Source organism: Dyadobacter sp. CY343 (assembly GCF_021390335.1).
Classification (GTDB): Bacteria; Bacteroidota; Bacteroidia; order Cytophagales; family Spirosomataceae; genus Dyadobacter.
In genome coordinates, this window is the sequence record NZ_JAJUXK010000001.1 from 1,466,354 (window position 1) to 1,482,863 (window position 16,510).

At 44.4% G+C, this 16,510-nt stretch carries 18 protein-coding genes; 16 read left to right on the forward strand and 2 right to left on the reverse strand.

From position 1 onward, the window contains the following. The first annotated feature begins 20 nt into the window (after positions 1 to 20). The 8 genes from sufD (at position 21) to LZG94_RS06045 (ending at position 5,620) form a co-directional block, all read left to right on the forward strand. Positions 21 to 1,340 (forward strand): Fe-S cluster assembly protein SufD, encoded by a 1,320-nt coding sequence (gene sufD, locus LZG94_RS06010; RefSeq protein ID WP_233791017.1) that lies wholly within the window; start codon positions 21 to 23, stop codon positions 1,338 to 1,340. Between the two features lie 79 nt (positions 1,341 to 1,419). Further along, complete coding sequence (locus LZG94_RS06015) at positions 1,420 to 2,646, forward strand: cysteine desulfurase (protein ID WP_233791018.1); 1,227 nt, start codon at positions 1,420 to 1,422, stop codon at positions 2,644 to 2,646. Between the two features lie 53 nt (positions 2,647 to 2,699). Continuing rightward, the gene (locus LZG94_RS06020) at positions 2,700 to 2,888 is read left to right on the forward strand and encodes a hypothetical protein (protein WP_233791019.1); all 189 of its coding nucleotides are present in this window, start codon (positions 2,700 to 2,702) and stop codon (positions 2,886 to 2,888) included. Further along, positions 2,876 to 3,163, forward strand: coding sequence for a type II toxin-antitoxin system RelE/ParE family toxin (locus LZG94_RS06025; RefSeq protein ID WP_233791020.1), 288 nt, complete (start codon positions 2,876 to 2,878; stop codon positions 3,161 to 3,163). Before LZG94_RS06020 ends, LZG94_RS06025 begins: the two co-directional genes overlap by 13 nt. A gap of 7 nt (positions 3,164 to 3,170) precedes the next feature. Then, on the forward strand, positions 3,171 to 3,599 hold the full coding sequence (locus LZG94_RS06030) for a SufE family protein (protein WP_233791021.1): 429 nt from the start codon (positions 3,171 to 3,173) through the stop codon (positions 3,597 to 3,599). 28 nt (positions 3,600 to 3,627) lie between these two features. Then, positions 3,628 to 3,939 carry an SUF system Fe-S cluster assembly protein gene (locus tag LZG94_RS06035; protein ID WP_215235318.1) on the forward strand — a complete coding sequence of 104 codons (312 nt, stop codon included), beginning with the start codon at positions 3,628 to 3,630 and terminating at the stop codon, positions 3,937 to 3,939. A gap of 49 nt (positions 3,940 to 3,988) precedes the next feature. Beyond that, positions 3,989 to 4,417 (forward strand): BrxA/BrxB family bacilliredoxin, encoded by a 429-nt coding sequence (locus LZG94_RS06040; RefSeq protein ID WP_215235317.1) that lies wholly within the window; start codon positions 3,989 to 3,991, stop codon positions 4,415 to 4,417. A 93-nt stretch (positions 4,418 to 4,510) separates the two neighbouring features. Then, positions 4,511 to 5,620: a VWA domain-containing protein gene (locus LZG94_RS06045; protein ID WP_215235316.1), complete on the forward strand. Its 1,110-nt coding sequence runs from the start codon at positions 4,511 to 4,513 to the stop codon at positions 5,618 to 5,620. 10 nt (positions 5,621 to 5,630) lie between these two features. Here the strand turns inward: LZG94_RS06045 and LZG94_RS06050 are convergent, their stop codons facing one another. Together LZG94_RS06050 and LZG94_RS06055 are read right to left on the reverse strand one after the other, a co-directional pair. Next, positions 5,631 to 8,105, reverse strand: a complete 2,475-nt coding sequence (locus LZG94_RS06050) for a PIG-L family deacetylase (RefSeq protein WP_233791022.1) — start codon at positions 8,103 to 8,105, stop codon at positions 5,631 to 5,633. Positions 8,106 to 8,136: 31 nt separating this feature from the next. Continuing rightward, complete coding sequence (locus LZG94_RS06055) at positions 8,137 to 8,763, reverse strand: 4'-phosphopantetheinyl transferase superfamily protein (protein ID WP_233791023.1); 627 nt, start codon at positions 8,761 to 8,763, stop codon at positions 8,137 to 8,139. Between the two features lie 60 nt (positions 8,764 to 8,823). Here LZG94_RS06055 and LZG94_RS06060 point away from each other — a divergent pair, with 60 nt between their 5' ends. From LZG94_RS06060 to LZG94_RS06095, 8 genes are all read left to right on the forward strand, one after another. Next, positions 8,824 to 10,539, forward strand: coding sequence for a C45 family peptidase (locus LZG94_RS06060; RefSeq protein ID WP_233791024.1), 1,716 nt, complete (start codon positions 8,824 to 8,826; stop codon positions 10,537 to 10,539). Next, a complete protein-coding gene (locus LZG94_RS06065) occupies positions 10,536 to 11,798 on the forward strand; it encodes a phenylacetate--CoA ligase family protein (protein WP_233791025.1) in 1,263 nt (420 codons plus the stop codon). The genes LZG94_RS06060 and LZG94_RS06065 overlap by 4 nt, the downstream gene beginning before the upstream one ends. Positions 11,799 to 11,831: 33 nt before the next feature. Continuing rightward, positions 11,832 to 12,446, forward strand: coding sequence for a hypothetical protein (locus tag LZG94_RS06070; RefSeq protein WP_233791026.1), 615 nt, complete (start codon positions 11,832 to 11,834; stop codon positions 12,444 to 12,446). Between the two features lie 24 nt (positions 12,447 to 12,470). Further along, the gene (locus tag LZG94_RS06075) at positions 12,471 to 13,103 is read left to right on the forward strand and encodes a hypothetical protein (protein ID WP_233791027.1); all 633 of its coding nucleotides are present in this window, start codon (positions 12,471 to 12,473) and stop codon (positions 13,101 to 13,103) included. A gap of 133 nt (positions 13,104 to 13,236) precedes the next feature. Then, complete coding sequence (locus tag LZG94_RS06080) at positions 13,237 to 13,962, forward strand: YdcF family protein (protein WP_233791028.1); 726 nt, start codon at positions 13,237 to 13,239, stop codon at positions 13,960 to 13,962. Between the two features lie 9 nt (positions 13,963 to 13,971). Further along, positions 13,972 to 15,036, forward strand: coding sequence for a methyltransferase (locus LZG94_RS06085; protein WP_233791029.1), 1,065 nt, complete (start codon positions 13,972 to 13,974; stop codon positions 15,034 to 15,036). 35 nt (positions 15,037 to 15,071) lie between these two features. Further along, positions 15,072 to 15,557 (forward strand): hypothetical protein, encoded by a 486-nt coding sequence (locus LZG94_RS06090; protein ID WP_233791030.1) that lies wholly within the window; start codon positions 15,072 to 15,074, stop codon positions 15,555 to 15,557. A gap of 22 nt (positions 15,558 to 15,579) precedes the next feature. Further along, positions 15,580 to 16,482 (forward strand): hypothetical protein, encoded by a 903-nt coding sequence (locus LZG94_RS06095; RefSeq protein WP_233791031.1) that lies wholly within the window; start codon positions 15,580 to 15,582, stop codon positions 16,480 to 16,482. Positions 16,483 to 16,510: the final 28 nt, after the last annotated feature.

Genomic DNA, 16,510 nt, shown 5'->3' on the forward strand with positions numbered 1-16,510 from the left:
GTTACCTAATACAAAAATCAATGACTACCGAGACAATAGATTTAAAAACCAAGCTGATCACGGATTTTTACGCCCGCGAATCTGTCATGAATGGCGAGGCTGCCTCTGCTTTTCATCAGAAAAAGCGTGCTGCCCTGGCCCGGTTTGATCAGCTAGGCTTTCCAACCGTGCGGAATGAAGAGTGGAAATACTCTAGTGTAAAGGAGTTGGTGAATGAATCTTATAATTTTAATTCCGAAAGCAATGTTGCCCTGTCTGATTTGGAAGATCTCAAAATTCCTGAACAGGATGCGAATATTATCTATTTCGTAAATGGTCGGTATAGTGCGGAGTTGTCACGAATGGTATCCTCACAAGCCCAGATCACGATTTCTTCACTTTCAGAAGCTATAAAAAAAGATCCGCAGCTGGTTAACACTTATTTTAACGAGCTTACAAAAGAAAGCGGAGAAGCTTTTACCGAACTGAATACAGCTTTTGCGCAAGACGGTATATTCATTCATGTACCTGATAACCAAACTGTTGAGCACCCTGTGATCCTGCGTTTCGTAGCAGATGCACGGACTCAGAATGTGGGAAACCAGCCAAGAAATATCGTCGCTGTGGGCAGGAATTCACATTTGAAAATGGCCGAAGCTTTCCGTACCCTCGGAAGCGGCCGGTCGTTTACCAACGCGGTAACAGAAATTTACGTGGGTGAAGAAGCTGGCGTTGAATATTATAAGGTCCAGAACGAAAGTGAACAGGCGTACCATATCGGCACTACGCAGGTCCGTATGCTCGACAGGTCCCAGTTTTATGCAGGTACCGTGACTTTAAATGGTCGTTTTACCAGAAATAACCTGAATATTATCCTGGACGGAGAACGCTGCGAGGCGCACATGTACGGGCTGTATTTCCCGGATGGAACGCAGCATGTTGATAATCATACCGTTGCCGATCACCGTAAGCCTAATTCTGAGAGTAACGAATTATACAAAGGGATTTTGAGAGATAAGTCGAAAGGGGTTTTCAATGGAAAAATCTTCGTTCGGCCCGACGCTCAGAAAACGAATGCTTTTCAATCTTGCAAAAACATTGTGCTGTCGCCCGAGGCAAGTATGAACACCAAACCGCAGCTTGAAATTTATGCGGATGATGTAAAATGCTCGCACGGAACTACAACCGGACAGATTGACGAGGAAGCGTTATTTTACATGCGGTCGCGTGGAATATCCCGGCCGGAAGCATTATCCCTATTGATGTTTGCTTTTTGTGCAGATGTGGTTTCGCAAATAAGAATAGACTCCATCCGCGAATATCTTGAAAATGTGATTGCTGAGAAATTGGCTTCAAAATAATAGTTCTGCAATAACAGGACACACTTTACTGTCGCCCAACTCAATTATTTGGGTTGGGTATTTTTCTAAAATAGCACTCATGAAAACTGCCGTAGATATTGCTTCGATCCGAAATGATTTCCCCATTCTGAATGAGGTGATCAATGGAAAACAACTGGTTTATTTTGATAACGCAGCAACTACGCAGAAGCCCAGATTGGTTTTGGATGCATTGTCGGGTTATTATGAGCATTACAATGCTAATATTCATCGCGGAATCCACCACCTGGCTGAAAAGGCCACGGCTGCATTCGAGCAGACCAGGAAAAGGATGCAGTCTTTTATGAATGCGGAATTTTCGGAGGAGATCATATTCACTTATGGAACGACGGACGGGATCAATCTGGTTGCTTCGACCTACGGGAGGAAATTCTTGAAAGAAGGCGACGAAGTGATCATTTCCACGATGGAGCACCATTCCAATATTGTTCCCTGGCAAATGCTGTGTGAGGAAAAGGGATGTATTTTGAAAGTGATCCCGATCGATGATAACGGCGATTTGCTGATGGATGAATATGAAAAGCTGCTGACTGAGCGTACCAAGTTTGTGTCGGTTGTGCACGTTTCGAATTCACTCGGCACTATTAATCCGATTAAAGAGATCATTGAAAAAGCACACGCAGTAGGAGCTAAGGTGCTGATTGACGGTGCTCAGGCCAGTTCACATATTCATATTGACGTGCAGGATCTGGATTGTGACTTTTACGCACTTTCCCTTCACAAAATTTACGGACCTACGGGACTGGGGATTTTGTATGGTAAAAAGGATCTGCTGAATGCAATGCCGCCTTACCGTGGTGGCGGGGAAATGATTAAGGAAGTTACTTTTGAAAAAACAACTTATAACGAGCTTCCGTACAAGTTCGAAGCCGGAACGCCGAATATAGCAGACGTGGTAGCAGCGAAATACGCATTGGATTATGTGGATACTTTGGGCAAATCCAATATCGCCACTTATGAAAATGGGCTGCTAGAATACGCCACTGAGGCTGTTAGCGAGATTGAAGGATTGAAGATTATTGGAAAAGCGAAGAACAAAGTGAGTGTACTTTCCTTTGTAATAGATGGGATTCACCACCAGGATATTGGCGTTTTACTTGATCAGCAGGGTATTGCTGTGCGTACGGGACATCACTGTACCCAGCCGCTCATGAACCGCTTCAACATCACCGGAACCTCCCGCGCTTCTTTTGCTGTTTACAATACAACCGAGGAAATAGACCTTCTGATAAAGGGCTTGCATAAGGTGAAGAGGATGCTTGGATAATTTTTGTAAATTACTTTTAGATAACATCTAACTCAATAATCCGGCCATTCAAGATGGAAACAATACCAAAGGATACCTTGCTTAATTCGCTGAAAATGATGCCTGACCAGATTGAGGTTGAGGAAGTAATTGAGCAGATTATCTTATTGTCTAAAATTGAAAGATCGAGAAGACAATTAGATAACGGAGAATCTTACACACACGACGAAGTCAAAAGTACATATAAAAAATGGCTGGAATAATATGGTCCAAAGAGGCCAGGCAGGATCTGGATAATACTTTTCTATGGCTTGAAGGTGAATCAAGATCGTATTCCCGGAAATGGATCAATGAAGTATTCCATAAAATAGAACTCCTCGAGAAGTTTCCAAAAATGGGCAGGCAAATTCCGGAAACAAGGATTGAGAGTATTCGGGAGATAAGGGTGGGAAAATATAGGATTATTTATAACACGAAGAAAACTGAGGTAGAGATTCTTGCTATCAGGCATACCTCTAAACCTTTGTCAGAATATTAAAGATACAATGACGATAAACGAGATACAGGACGAACTAATTTCGGATTTTGAATTGTTTGATGAGTGGGAGAGCAAGTACGAGTATATTATAGATCTCGCCAAGCAATTCCCGCCGCTTGAAGAACAATACAAAACCGAGGAAAATATTATCAAAGGTTGTCAATCCAGGGTTTGGCTTAATGCTTACATGGAAGGTGATCTTTTGAAGTTTGAGGCGGATAGCGATGCGATTATAGTCCGTGGTTTGGTAAGTATGCTGGTAAAGGTGCTTTCAGGGCACACACCGGAGGAAATTGCAAGTGCAGACCTTTACTTTATGGAACGCATCGGATTACATCAGCACCTTGCCCAAACCAGATCAAACGGGTTGGCCGCGATGTTGAAACAAATGAAAGCGTACGGAATAGCATACCAGGCGAAATCAGTAAATCAATAGGAAAGTCATTTAGAAAAATAATATTAAAATGTCAGAATCAGAATTGCGGGAAGAAGTTGTCAAGGCGATTAAAACGGTGTACGATCCGGAGATCCCGGTTGACGTTTATGAGCTGGGCCTAATTTACGATCTAAAAGTATTTCCCGTTAATAACGTGTTCGTTTCCATGACATTAACTTCTCCCTCGTGCCCCTCTGCCGGCACATTACCAGGCGAAGTGGAACAGAAAATCAGGGAAGTGGAAGGTGTTAATGACGTGAGCGTTGAGCTTACTTTTGATCCGCCTTACACGACTGAAATGATGTCAGAAGAGGCAAAGCTGGAATTAGGATTTATGTGAGGGCGAAAGCGGAAGTTTAATTAAGTATAACCATAAAAATTTTAGAGATATGTATCCACCACAATTAGTGGCCCCAATGAAAGCTGAGCTTGTTAATGCTGGTTTTCAGGATTTGACAAGTGCGGAAGAAGTAGACAACTTCATGCAGAATACCAAAGGAACTGCTTTGGTTGTGATCAATTCAGTTTGTGGTTGCGCAGCCGGCGCGGCTCGTCCTGGTGTTCGCGCGGCACTTTCACGCAGCGAGATCAAGCCGGATCACCTGGCAACTGTATTTGCAGGTGCTGATGTGGAAGCTACTGCGAAAATGCGCGAGTATACACTTCCTTATCCTCCGTCTTCTCCGGCGGTTGCGCTTTTCAAAGATGGTGAGTTGATTCATTTCGTTGAGCGTCATCATATTGAGGGTCGTTCGGCCGAGATGATCGCGCAACATTTGCAAATGGCATTCGAAGAATTCTGCGCGGAAGAAGCTTAGTTCATCGCGGATAAATTATTGAAATTCGGCTACTTTCAATTAACTTGGAAGTAGCCGAATTTGTTAAAGGCTTTCTAAAAACATCAGATTACAATGCGGGGACATCGTTTTTCTAAATATACTCCACCTGAGCAGGGAGCCAATAGTAAGTTTGATCAGCTTTTCGATATTTTTCAGCAATTACTGCTGATGACTTCCGGCGACGTAAGTGAAGCTATGTCGTGGCTCAGCGAGCTGGACCGTCAATACAATCTTACCAACGATTCGTACGGAATAGGGGACTTTTTCGATGATCTGAAAAAGAAAGGCTATATCACCGAAGAGCAGCAGGAAGGCGAAAGTAAGATTATTATGACGCCGAAAGCGGAGAAAAGTATCCGCAAAAGTGCGCTCGATGAAATTTTTGGTAAACTAAAAAGATCGAAGACAGGCGGAAATCACCACACACCGCACATGGGCGTGGGCGACGAGCTAAGCAGTGATATTCGTCAGTTTCAATTCGGCGATACACTGGATCAGATCGCGATGACGGAATCCATCAAAAATGCGCAGGTTAACCACGGGATCGGCGACTTTACCTTGATGGAAAATGACCTGGAAGTGGTGGAACGTGAGCAGAAAACTACGACTGCAACGGTCGTTATGATCGATATCAGCCACTCGATGATATTATATGGGGAAGATCGCATTACGCCGGCAAAGAAAGTTGCGTTGGCTTTGGCGGAACTGATCCGCAGCAAATACCCGAAAGACTCACTGGATATTATTGTCTTCGGAAACGACGCGTGGCAGATTCAGATTAAAGATTTGCCTTACCTGGAAGTGGGCCCTTACCACACGAATACAGTTGCAGGGCTGGAACTGGCTATGGATATTTTACGCAGAAAGAAGACGCGTAACAAGCAGATTTTCATGATCACCGACGGCAAGCCTACGTGTTTGAAAGAAGGGATCAGATATTACAAAAATAGCTTCGGTCTCGACCGTAAAATCATCAATAAAACACTTACACTGGCCGCACAGTGCCGCAGGCTGGATATTCCGGTGACTACTTTCATGATCGCCACTGATCCATATTTAAAACAGTTCGTGCAAAACTTCACGCAAGTGAATAACGGCCGCGCGTATTACAGTAATTTGCAGGGATTGGGTGGATTTGTTTTAGAAGATTTTCAAAGAAACCGTCGGAAAAACGTCAAATAGGTTCTCTATACTATTTTTTACCGACGGAAATCATATTCGCAAATAGCCGGTAGGCACCAGTAACGCCTGCCGGCAATTCGCGGAAAAAGGATAGTCCTGTATATATGTAATGTCCTTTTCCATATTTTGCGTACAATACGCTGCCTTCCTTGGCGCTCTCGGTTTCGTCATTTGCCGAAAACAATGCCTGATAATTTTGTTTGTCCCAATCCGCAGCGAAATACAAGCCACGTTCCTGTACCCAACCCTCGAAATCCTTCTGCGTGATCTTGTTTGGTGTATTCAACAACGGACTTTCGGGCACTAGGAAACGCATTTCCGCATCCTCTTCTGTTACCCGCTCCCGGCCCAGTTGAATCGGAAATGGCCCAATTTGTCTTACTTTTTGTCCTGGAATCGTGTACTGTACTACCATAGTACCGCCATTTTTCACATATTCCATCAGTTTTGCCTGGTAGTTTGCAAGATAATCCTCTGTGTTATAAGCACGTACGCCCACGACGATCGCATCGAATTGCGCAAGGTCTTTCGAAAGTCCGGCTGCATTTAGCATCGTTACCTGGCAATCCATCTGGCGCAATGCAGTGGGAACGTCGTCGCCAGCTCCGGCAATGTAACCGATATTTTTCGCAGTAGTTTTTACATCAATTTTAGCAAGTCTTGCTTCTGAAACGGGGAATATGGTCTGCGATGGAATGTGCCGGTAGGAGATTGTTCTGATCGACCTATCGAACGTTTTTCCCTCGACTATCGCGGTAGCTTTTAAAGAAACTTCCTGATTATCAATGGGCGGCGTGATAATGAAAGAGAAATATTGTTGCTGGTATTTGTTCTCCAATGTAAAGCTGGCAGATTCCGGAACTGATTTCCAGCCCGCCGGGATTTCCGGTCTAACGGTCCCACTCACATAATTCTTTTGTGCCTCCACGACCATAGTAATGGTTTTAGGCTCGGCTGAGGCGAAGATATAAACCGGCTCGACAATGGTTGTGGTTACCGCCGGACGAATTTCAAAAGGCCTGTAAATTTCACCCTCCGCAGGATCAGCATATTTAAAAATCCATGGTCTCGTGAATGTAAACTGCTGACCACCAATATCAAAAGTGAAATGGGTAACAGTAGCCGGGCGATTTTCAGGGTAACCGATATCCTGTTGCCTATCGATCTGGAATATGCCTTTTTCAATCGGTTTTTCCAGCCAGTAAGGTTGACTAACCGGCAGATTGTCAGGTAATTTTGCCTTAATAGCGAATGCATTCAGTTCATTCTGGTTCAATGGAAGGTTGACCAGGCTATCCTTTGTATTGCCAATCCAACCCAGAGAAACCAGTTTCACAGGAACATCTGACCGTTTTACTACCGAAATATTCACCGCCGCCAGATCGCCCGCAACTGCTGAAAACTCATTTGGATTAGATTCAAACCAGAGCCCGGCACATTGTACGATCAGGTCGCGGACTTCCTCTTTTTTTGCTTTAATATAAATGTTTGCAGTGTCCAGTCGATTCAGTTCTGTGTTGATTTTTAACAGATCAGCGATCGACGCAGACGGTTTATTGACCGAAAAATTCTTGATAGTCGATGCGATCAGCGTTTTAACTTTTTCACTTCCCTTAATGCGTTTCCAGCTGATATCTACATTGTCGAAAAGACTTTTCTGCGCAGGCTGGCCGACTTTATGTAAAAAGAAATCAATCCGCTCACCTCGTTGTGGCGCACTGCCAAATCCCTGACTTTTATGCTGACTACGACTTTCGGCCGCAATTTCGGTATAAGATTTTCCAAGTATCGGATTGTAACCGCCGATCTCGATCGATATGAACGGCGTTTTTTCCTCCTCAGGTTTTTTGTTGGTAAATCCGGGTGTATAGGTGTTCCAAACCAACCTTTTCGCCTGCCAGGGTTTCACAAATTTCAGCTGATCGGGATATGAATTTGGGTCGGCGGCGAGCTTAAAACCTTCCTCAGCCAAATAGGCGGAGGTTTGGTGATGCCCGTGGCCGGCTCTTGGGTCAGGCGGGAAACGGGTGATAATTACATCGGGTTGAAATTTCCGGATCATCCAAACGACGTCGCCCTGCACTTTTTCAGCGTCCCAGAAATGCAGCGTTTCATCCTTTGTCTTGGAAAAACCAAAATCATAAGCCCTGGAAAAAAACTGCTGCGCCCCGTCAATTCTTCTTGCGCCGAGCAGCTCCTGCGTTCTGATCACACCGATATTGTAACCTTGTTCTGCGCCGATCAGATTCTGGCCTCCATCGCCGCGGGTCAGCGAAAGGTAGCCGGTTCTCACCATTTGATCCTTTGATAAATAGGAGAGCATCAGCGTGTTTTCATCGTCGGGGTGAGCGGCAATGTACAGTACCGAGCCCAGCACATTTAATTTCTTGATATTCTGAAAAATTTCGCTGGAAGAAAGCGAGGGAACTTGGGCAGAAAGGGTAGTGGCAATGAATAGAAACAGAAAAGTAAAGGATCTGCGCATCGGTGATCGGGTTAGGGAGCTTGTAGTGAAGTTAAAGCGTCCAGGTCAAAACGTAATTTTCGAAAGTATCGTAAGCAATATCCAGCCGCTCCGATTCTATCTGATTTGAAATCAAAACCTCAAACTGACCATTTTGGTTGCGTTCAAAATGGCTAATCGTGAAGTGTTTTTTTAAATCAAGATCCGCATTACCGGCATATTTGAAGGCAGATTCCTTGGCCGACCACATTACATGCAACAGCAGATTGTCAGCCGCATCGATCCATTCCTGTTCTTCCGCATTCAAAAAATAGTCAATTCCCCTCGAAATTGACGGTTTCATTTCCTGGATATCCACACCCACAGACCTGGAATCCTTGATATAGATAATTGCATATTCACCCGAATGGGAGATAGACAGCTGCATTTTACTGTCGGGAATATACGGTTTTCGGTTCACGTCGTGGCGCACAACCGGCGACGAGCTGATCATTTTCTGAAGCAACAGCCGGCAGGATAACCACTCGATTTTTCTTTTATCTTTTTGGATAGAAGTCAATTTGCCCATTTCCGGGGCTGGAAGATCGACCTGCGCTGCAAGCTCCTGCCAGGATTCTGTCATGTGCCACATTCCCAGCAGGGCGCCGGGTGCGATGGTTTTTATATAACAGATCGCCATTTATTGTTAATTTTAAATGTAAAACAGCTTGTTCTTATCCGGCTGTGTGATGAACAATTTATGTTGCCCAGAAACAAAGTTCTAAGATCCGCCCTCAAAGCTGTTTCTATTATCCTCCTGGTAATCGGCGTTCTATTTGGCATTTTTCTGTGGCGGATCAATCTGCCGACTCCGAAAATTGAAAGTAATAAAACTCTCGACAGTTACAAGCGCGTTCAGGTTGGGAAAGACCATTATGCTGTTGGAAACTGCTGGCTCAGGAAAAATAAGCACGGTATCTGGGAAATGTACCTGGAAGGCGCGCCTTACGAACGCGGGTTGATTTACGGAATTCTTGCAAGGGAATTAATGGAAAAGCAGGAAGTTCATTTTGTAGGGCAGATCAATGAGCTGATTCCCAGTTTTGTTTTTTTACAAGTATTGCGCGGATTTGTAGGCTGGTTTAACCGGGATATTTACAAATATATTCCTGATGAAAACCAGCAGGAGATTTACGGTGTGTCGCAGTCGTTTTCTGAGAAATTCAACTACATAGCCCCTAAATATTACCGCATATTGAATTACCACGCGGCCCACGATATCGGGCATGCGCTGACGGATATGAATGTAGTTGTCGGCTGTACTTCATTTGCGGTGAATAACGGGCTTTCCAGCGATTCAACGCTGCTTATCGCGCGGAATTTCGATTTTTATATGGGCGATGCTTTCGCCGAGGATAAGCTGATCGTTTTCATGAAGCCGGACAAAGGTTACAGTTTCGCCTCTTACGCCTGGGCCGGGCTCACGGGCGTGGTTTCGGGAATGAATGAAAAGGGCATTACAGTGACATTAAATGCTTCCAAATCGGATATTCCGTTTACGGCAAAGGAACCAATATCGATACTTGCGCGCGAAATATTGCAGTATGCGGGGACGATTGAAGAGGCTAATCAGATTGCGCAGCGGAGTGAAACTTTTGTATCGGAATCTCTTTTAATCGGGTCTGCTGCGGATCAAAAAGCGGTGATCATTGAAAAGTCGCCGAAGAAAATGGGTATTTATGAATCAGGCCAGGATTACCTTGTTTGCGCGAATCACTATCAGGGGCCGGCTTTTGTAAAAGATTCGGTCAATATCGAAAATATTGCCAATTCTGATTCCAAGTCGAGATTTGACCGGATGAACCAGCTTATGAAACGCTCCTATCCGCTGGATATTAAAGACGCGGCGGCGATACTGAGAGATAAAAATGGCGTGGATGATAAGTTTATCGGTTACGGAAATGCCAAATCATTGAACCAGCTGATCGCGCACCACGGGATTTTGTTTAAACCTGAAAAAAAGGAAATGTGGATTTCCACGCCTCCTTACCAGCTGGGTGAATTCATCCATTATGATCTGAATGCGGTTTTTTCGGGCAAGGGAAAGTTTGGAGAAGGTTCTCAGGGAGTTGATGCAGATCCATTCCTGAAATCAGCTGATTACAAGCGTTTTGAGGCATTCAAAGAGACCAGGCAGAAAATTAACAAATACGTTTTGATGGATATTCCGTTTGACCTGACGCAGGCGGCCGAGCATGATTTTGTAAACAATAATCCCAAAAGTTACGTCACGTATTTAACACTGGGCGATTATTTCCAGAAGAAAGAAAATTCGAGAAAAGCCCTTATTTATTATCGGGAAGCATTGAAGTTCGACGTTTCGTCCGCCCAGGAGGAGCGCGCTATCAAACGTAAGATTTCCGAAGCCAGCAAAATAAAACACGGACCGTTCTTCTCAAAAAAAGAAACGAAATGAACAAAGTTGCCTACCGTGAAGCGCAGGATAATCAGCTCAAATATCTGTTATCCTACGTGAGCGACCATTCGCCTTACTACCAGAAAGTGTTCCGCGAGCGCGGCGTGGATATTGAAACCATATTGAATATAGAAGATCTGGCGGTGCTGCCTTTTACGACAAAAGACGATCTGGCAGCTGCAAACGATGATTTTCTATGTGTTCCTAAAAGCCGGATCGCCGACTTTGTGACTACATCCGGCACGTTAAGTGACCCCGTCGCATTCTATCTTACGGACTCGGATATTGAAAGACTGGCGACAAATGAAGCCGCCTCTTTTCAGTGCGCAGGAGGGACGGAGCAGGATATTTACCAGCTTATGACCACGATCGACCGTCGGTTTATGGCGGGACTGGCTTACTGGATGGGCGCGCGGAAAATGGGGGCAGGTATGATCCGGGTGGGGCCGGGTGCTCCTTTTCTGCAATGGGAGTCGATCCAGCGGTTTTCACCAACTGTAATTATCGCTATTCCTTCTTTTATACCCAGATTGATAGACTATGCTGTCGCAAATGGGATCGACTTCAAATCTTCGACGATTAGGTCTATAATCTGTATTGGTGAACCGATCCGTAACCAGGATTTTACCTATAATGAACTGGGGAAAAGGATTACTTCGCAATGGAATGTGAAACTATATTCGACCTACGCTTCCACCGAAATGGGCGCTGCTTTTACCGAATGCAGCGAAGGTAAGGGCGGTCACCTGAATCCCGATCTGCTCGTTTTGGAGGTAGTAGACGAACAGGATCATGCAGTGGCAGAGGGTGAATTGGGCGAAGTGGTGATCACCACATTGGGCGTGGAAGGAATGCCTTTGATCCGGTATCGAACTGGTGATTTGTGTCATGTATATTATAGTCCGTGCGCGTGCGGGCGAACCAGTCCGCGGCTCGGCCCGGTGATGGGCAGGAAGCAGCAAATGATCAAGTTCAAGGGAACTACTATCTTTCCGCCTGCCATTTTTGATGTATTGGATATGGTGAAGGAAATAGAGTTATATCAGGTGGTTGTTTCTAAAAATGAGTTTGGAAATGATGAGATTACGATTCTCCTGGCTTTGCATTTAAATACCGCCGCATTCCGGGAAATGCTGCATTCCCTATTCAAATCCAAGCTCCGTGTGACGCCCCTTTTTGAGTTTATAACCGCTGAAGAACTTACGTTCCGAATCTTCCGCCAGGAAAAACGCAAACCTGAAAAATTGATATATATTTGAACCCTATCATTTTTATAAACTCAATAATAGTCCATGAAAAAGTTCTTTTTTAAGGCCGTAGTGGCCATTTTTGCATTAGGCCTGCATGTTGCGAACGCGCAGCGGGTTGAGCTTCGCTCGGGAGATGTAGGTGTATTATCCGGCCAGAAAACCATCAATGTCGAGTATGATTATTCCAGTTTCGGAGTAGGTAAGTTTGCGACAGAACAGGAGTATCTTGATAAAAAAGCAGGGGAATATAATTCAAAAGAAGCTGGTAAAGGTGATGCCTGGAAAAAGGCCTGGGTCGACGATCGCAAGAACCGCTTTGAGCCAAAGTTTGAGGAGCTCTTTAATAAAGGTTTAGGTGAAAAAGGGGTGCAGGTTGTCCAGTCGCGGCCGGACGCAACCTATACAATGATCGTGCGCACCAAGTTTGTGGAACCGGGTTTTAATGTAGGGGTAATGCGTAAAAATGCTTACGTGGATTACGAGATCGATATTGTTGAATCAAACAATAAATCTACCAAAGTGGCTGAACTCGGTATGCGGAACGTACCTGGATCTATGGCAATGGGAATGGATTTCGATACCGGCGCGCGGCTCGCCGAATCTTATGCAAAAGCAGGAAAAACACTTTCGGCGTTTCTGGACAAGAAGCTCAAATAGTCGTTCACTTCAATATCTAACACGATGAAAAAGTTAATACTTTTTGCTGTGCTACTATGTAATGCGGGGGCGGTGTTGGCGGATAATACGATGGCGGACCTATTCGCCCGAAAAACCAAGCTGGTTTTCCTGGGGCTGGATTTTACGCAGGCTAAATACGTAGGTGCTGTGGGTTTTACGGATCCTACCGCGATCCAGAACCAACATATAGTAAGCTGGAACAATCTGATCGAAATGGAGCCGAAGAAATTCTCACTTCAAAAAGCGTTTAGTCTGGCAGACGATCAATATGTTTCCAGAGTAGAGGATATGGTGAAATTAAATAAGTCGGTTAATGTGGCTGAAAATATCACTGAAACGGAACATGCGATTACGGAAGAGCAGGTAAAAAAATCGGTATCTGAATATGCATTGAGCGAAAAGGACGGGGTAGGCGTCGTGTATGTGGTAGAAAGTTTGAGTAAAACTGCCGAAAGAATGAGCGCCTGGGTCACGTTCATTGATCTTAAAACAAAAAAAGTACTTCACACTGAGCGTGTTGAAGGAAAAGCGGGCGGCTTTGGATTTCGTAACTATTGGGCCGGAGCTGTATATAAGATCACTCAAGAGATCGATTCCAGGCTTTATATGAAGTGGCGTAAAGCTTTTAAAGGATAGAAAATAGAGAGAATTGCTTATTTTTAAAACCAGAATTCAATACCGATACCATATCGCTACCTGATAAGCTGTGATCTGCTTGCCGTTTCGGTGAACATTTCACAGCTTACTGTTTAAATTGATAACCTCTATTGTGAAGATCACGACCTTGATCCTTTCGGGTATCCTTTCCTTATTTTTGTCGGGATGCGGCAAAATGCTTTACCGCGCAGCTGAGAAGGAATATCACAAGGGAATGAAGCAGCAACCCTACGATGCGATCATCGTGCCGGGTTTTCCTTACGACGGTAAAAAGTGGGATATGGTGTTGCAGCTGAGGATTCACTGGGCGCATTACCTGTATTCCAAGGGTTATACCAAAAACATAATTTTCTCCGGATCAGCGGTCGCGACGAAGTATATTGAGAGCCGTGTGATGGCCAACTATGCCGAAGCGCTGGGAGTGCCCCGCGAGCATCTTTTTACAGAGGAAAAAGCGCAGCACAGTACTGAAAATATCTATTATTCGTACAGGCTGGCTAAGGATCAGGGTTTTACAAAAATCGCATTGTCAACTGATCCTATTCAGTCGAGCTATATGAAACGGTTTATCAAACGCTTCGAGCTGCCGATCGGGTTATTGCCTACGGTGATCGATACAGTAAAAACGCTTAATTTGTACGAACCAAAAATTGACGTGACCAATGCGATTGCGGAGAATTTCCAGAAGCTTTCCGACAGAGAAAACTTTTTCCAGCGTTTTCAGGGGACAATGGGCAAATACATTGAGTGGCACGAGGAAGATCTGAAAACGAAGAAACTCAGGCGAAAATTTAAAGACCGGATGATATCCTCTTCTCCGGAGAATCAGGAACCTTAAACGCAAATAATGAAAAAAGAAATGTCCGCCGTTGAGGCTAAGTATGAAGCACAAAAGATAGCATTCGGGCCGATTTATTTCCAGTCGGTAGTCGCATTGCGGGACCTGGGGATTTTGCAATTTATCAGCGAAAACAGAAAGGGTGTCGGGATAGACAAGATCGTTGAAAAACTGGAAGCTTCGGAATATAGTATCCATTTGTTGCTGGAAGCGGCGGAGATCCTTGGGGTGATAGAGATAGAGGAAGATATTGTCAGGATCACCAAAGTGGGCTTTTTTCTTTTGAAAGATGAAATGACCCGGGTCAATATCAATTTTATGAATGATGTTTGCTACCTGGGAGCGAAGAATATGACTGAGAGTTTCATCAACGGCAAACCCGAAGGATTGAAAACGCTAGGCGACTGGCCCACGATCTACGAGGGGCTTTCCGTGCTTCCCGAGCCAGCGAAAACTTCCTGGTTTGAATTTGATCACTACTATTCAGATAATGCTTTTCCTGAGGCACTGAAAATTGTTTTCAAGAAAAAACCAAAACAACTTTTCGATATAGGCGGCAATACCGGAAAATGGTCTTTCGCATGTTGCGCGCACGATCCAAATGTCAGGATCAAGATACTCGACCTGCCGGTCCAGCTTAGGGTAGCGAAAGCAAATGCGACAGAGAAAAATCTGTTGGAACGCATTGATTTTCATCCGATCGACCTGCTGGACACTGCCCAGAGAATTCCGGAGGGCGCTGACGTGATCTGGATGAGCCAGTTCCTGGATTGTTTCTCAAAAGAGCAGATTGTGCAGATTCTGGATAATGCATGTCAGGCGGCTTCTGAGGATACGACGATCTTCATTCTGGAACCATTTTTTGATAACCAGAATTATCCTGCTGCACATTACAGTCTGGTAGCGACGTCCCTGTACTTTACGATTATGGCCAACGGTAACAGTAAAATGTACCGGATCGGCGTAATGAAGGACCTTATCGGGAAGGCGGGTTTGGAAGTGGTCGAAACTTATCCCCTGATCGGAGACAGCTACCATACTATTCTGGAGTGCAGGAAAAAGCGGAAGGCTTAATCCTTTTTGGAATACTAAACGTAGATAGCAAAGCTATGAAGAGGTCAGCGATTGGTTGTTTTTTGTTGTTTCTAATGTTTTCAAATGGCTTCGGAGCCGTTCTGGTTGACAAGAAATCTGTTTACCAAGCACTATCCTCGGGCGAAGAGAAAACGATTGATAAAATGATCTCCCAGCTGGAATCTGAAAAATCTTCCGCTCAGAACAGCGCTTACATCGGCGCATTGACGATGAAAAAGGCCGGTTTTTTAAAAGGTGTAAAAACCAAAGTGAATACCTTCAAAAAAGGGGCTCAGTTGCTGGAAAATGAGATTAAACAAAATCCTGACAAGGTAGAGTTTCGGTTTCTGAGACTAACCGTTCAGGAACATGCGCCCAATGTCTTGAAATATAACAAGCAAATCGACGAAGACAAGAGGGCTGTACTGGCTGGTTACGCGAAGTTAGACGAAGGATTGAAAGCGATTATAGCAGACTACGCAAAGGATTCGAAAGTCCTGAAAGCTGCTGATTTGAAATAAAAATATTTGTATCGATAGTTAAATGGCGAAAGTACTAGTTGTTAATTACTCGCAATCCGGACAGTTGCATGAGATCATCGATAATTTTTTAGCACCTTTTGATCCCTCACAAGTTGAGAGAATAATAATAAAGCCGGTAAAGCCCATAAACTTTCCCTGGACAAGTGAGGTGTTTTATGACACCATGCCGGAATGTGTTTTAGAGGAACCAATTCAATTAGAGCCCGTTAACTACGGTTCGGATAAGTACGATCTCATTGTGATCGGCTATCAACCCTGGTTCCTTTCCCCATCATTACCCATCACGTCACTTTTGCAAGATCCTGATTTCCAGAGGAAATTGAACGGAACTCCGGTTGTGACCATTATAGGTGGGCGAAATATGTGGCTGAATTCACAGGAGAGTATAAAAAAATACATTCGTGAAGCCGGCGGTACTTTGGTTGGGAATATTCCATTGATGGATCGCGAGCCGAACCTGATCAGCGTGCTCACTATTTTCCACTGGATGTTGACGGGCCGCAAGGAGCGGAAATGGAATCTGCTGCCTGTTCCGGGAGTAGGTCAAAGTGATATTGACGGCGCAGGCAGGTTTGGTTCAATTGTGAATAATGCGCTCAAAACCAATGACTTCGCCAATCTGCAAAGACAGATACTGTCTCTGGGGCTTATTGAAATTCCTACCGACATTTGGTTCATCGAAATGCGCGGGAAGAAGATTTTTAAGATATGGGCAGGATTGATCAAGAAAAAAGGAACAACACCGGAGAAGCGAAAATTTTTCGTCAATTTGTTTAAATATTACTTATTAATAGCTCTTTTTGTAGCATCTCCTATCATATTGACGTTCTATTTCGTTTTGATAGCGCCTTTTATGCAAAGTAAAATTAAGAAGGAAAAGGAGTATTTTTACGGAGTCGCTTAGTCGAAGAATTTTACACATTTTGTAGATA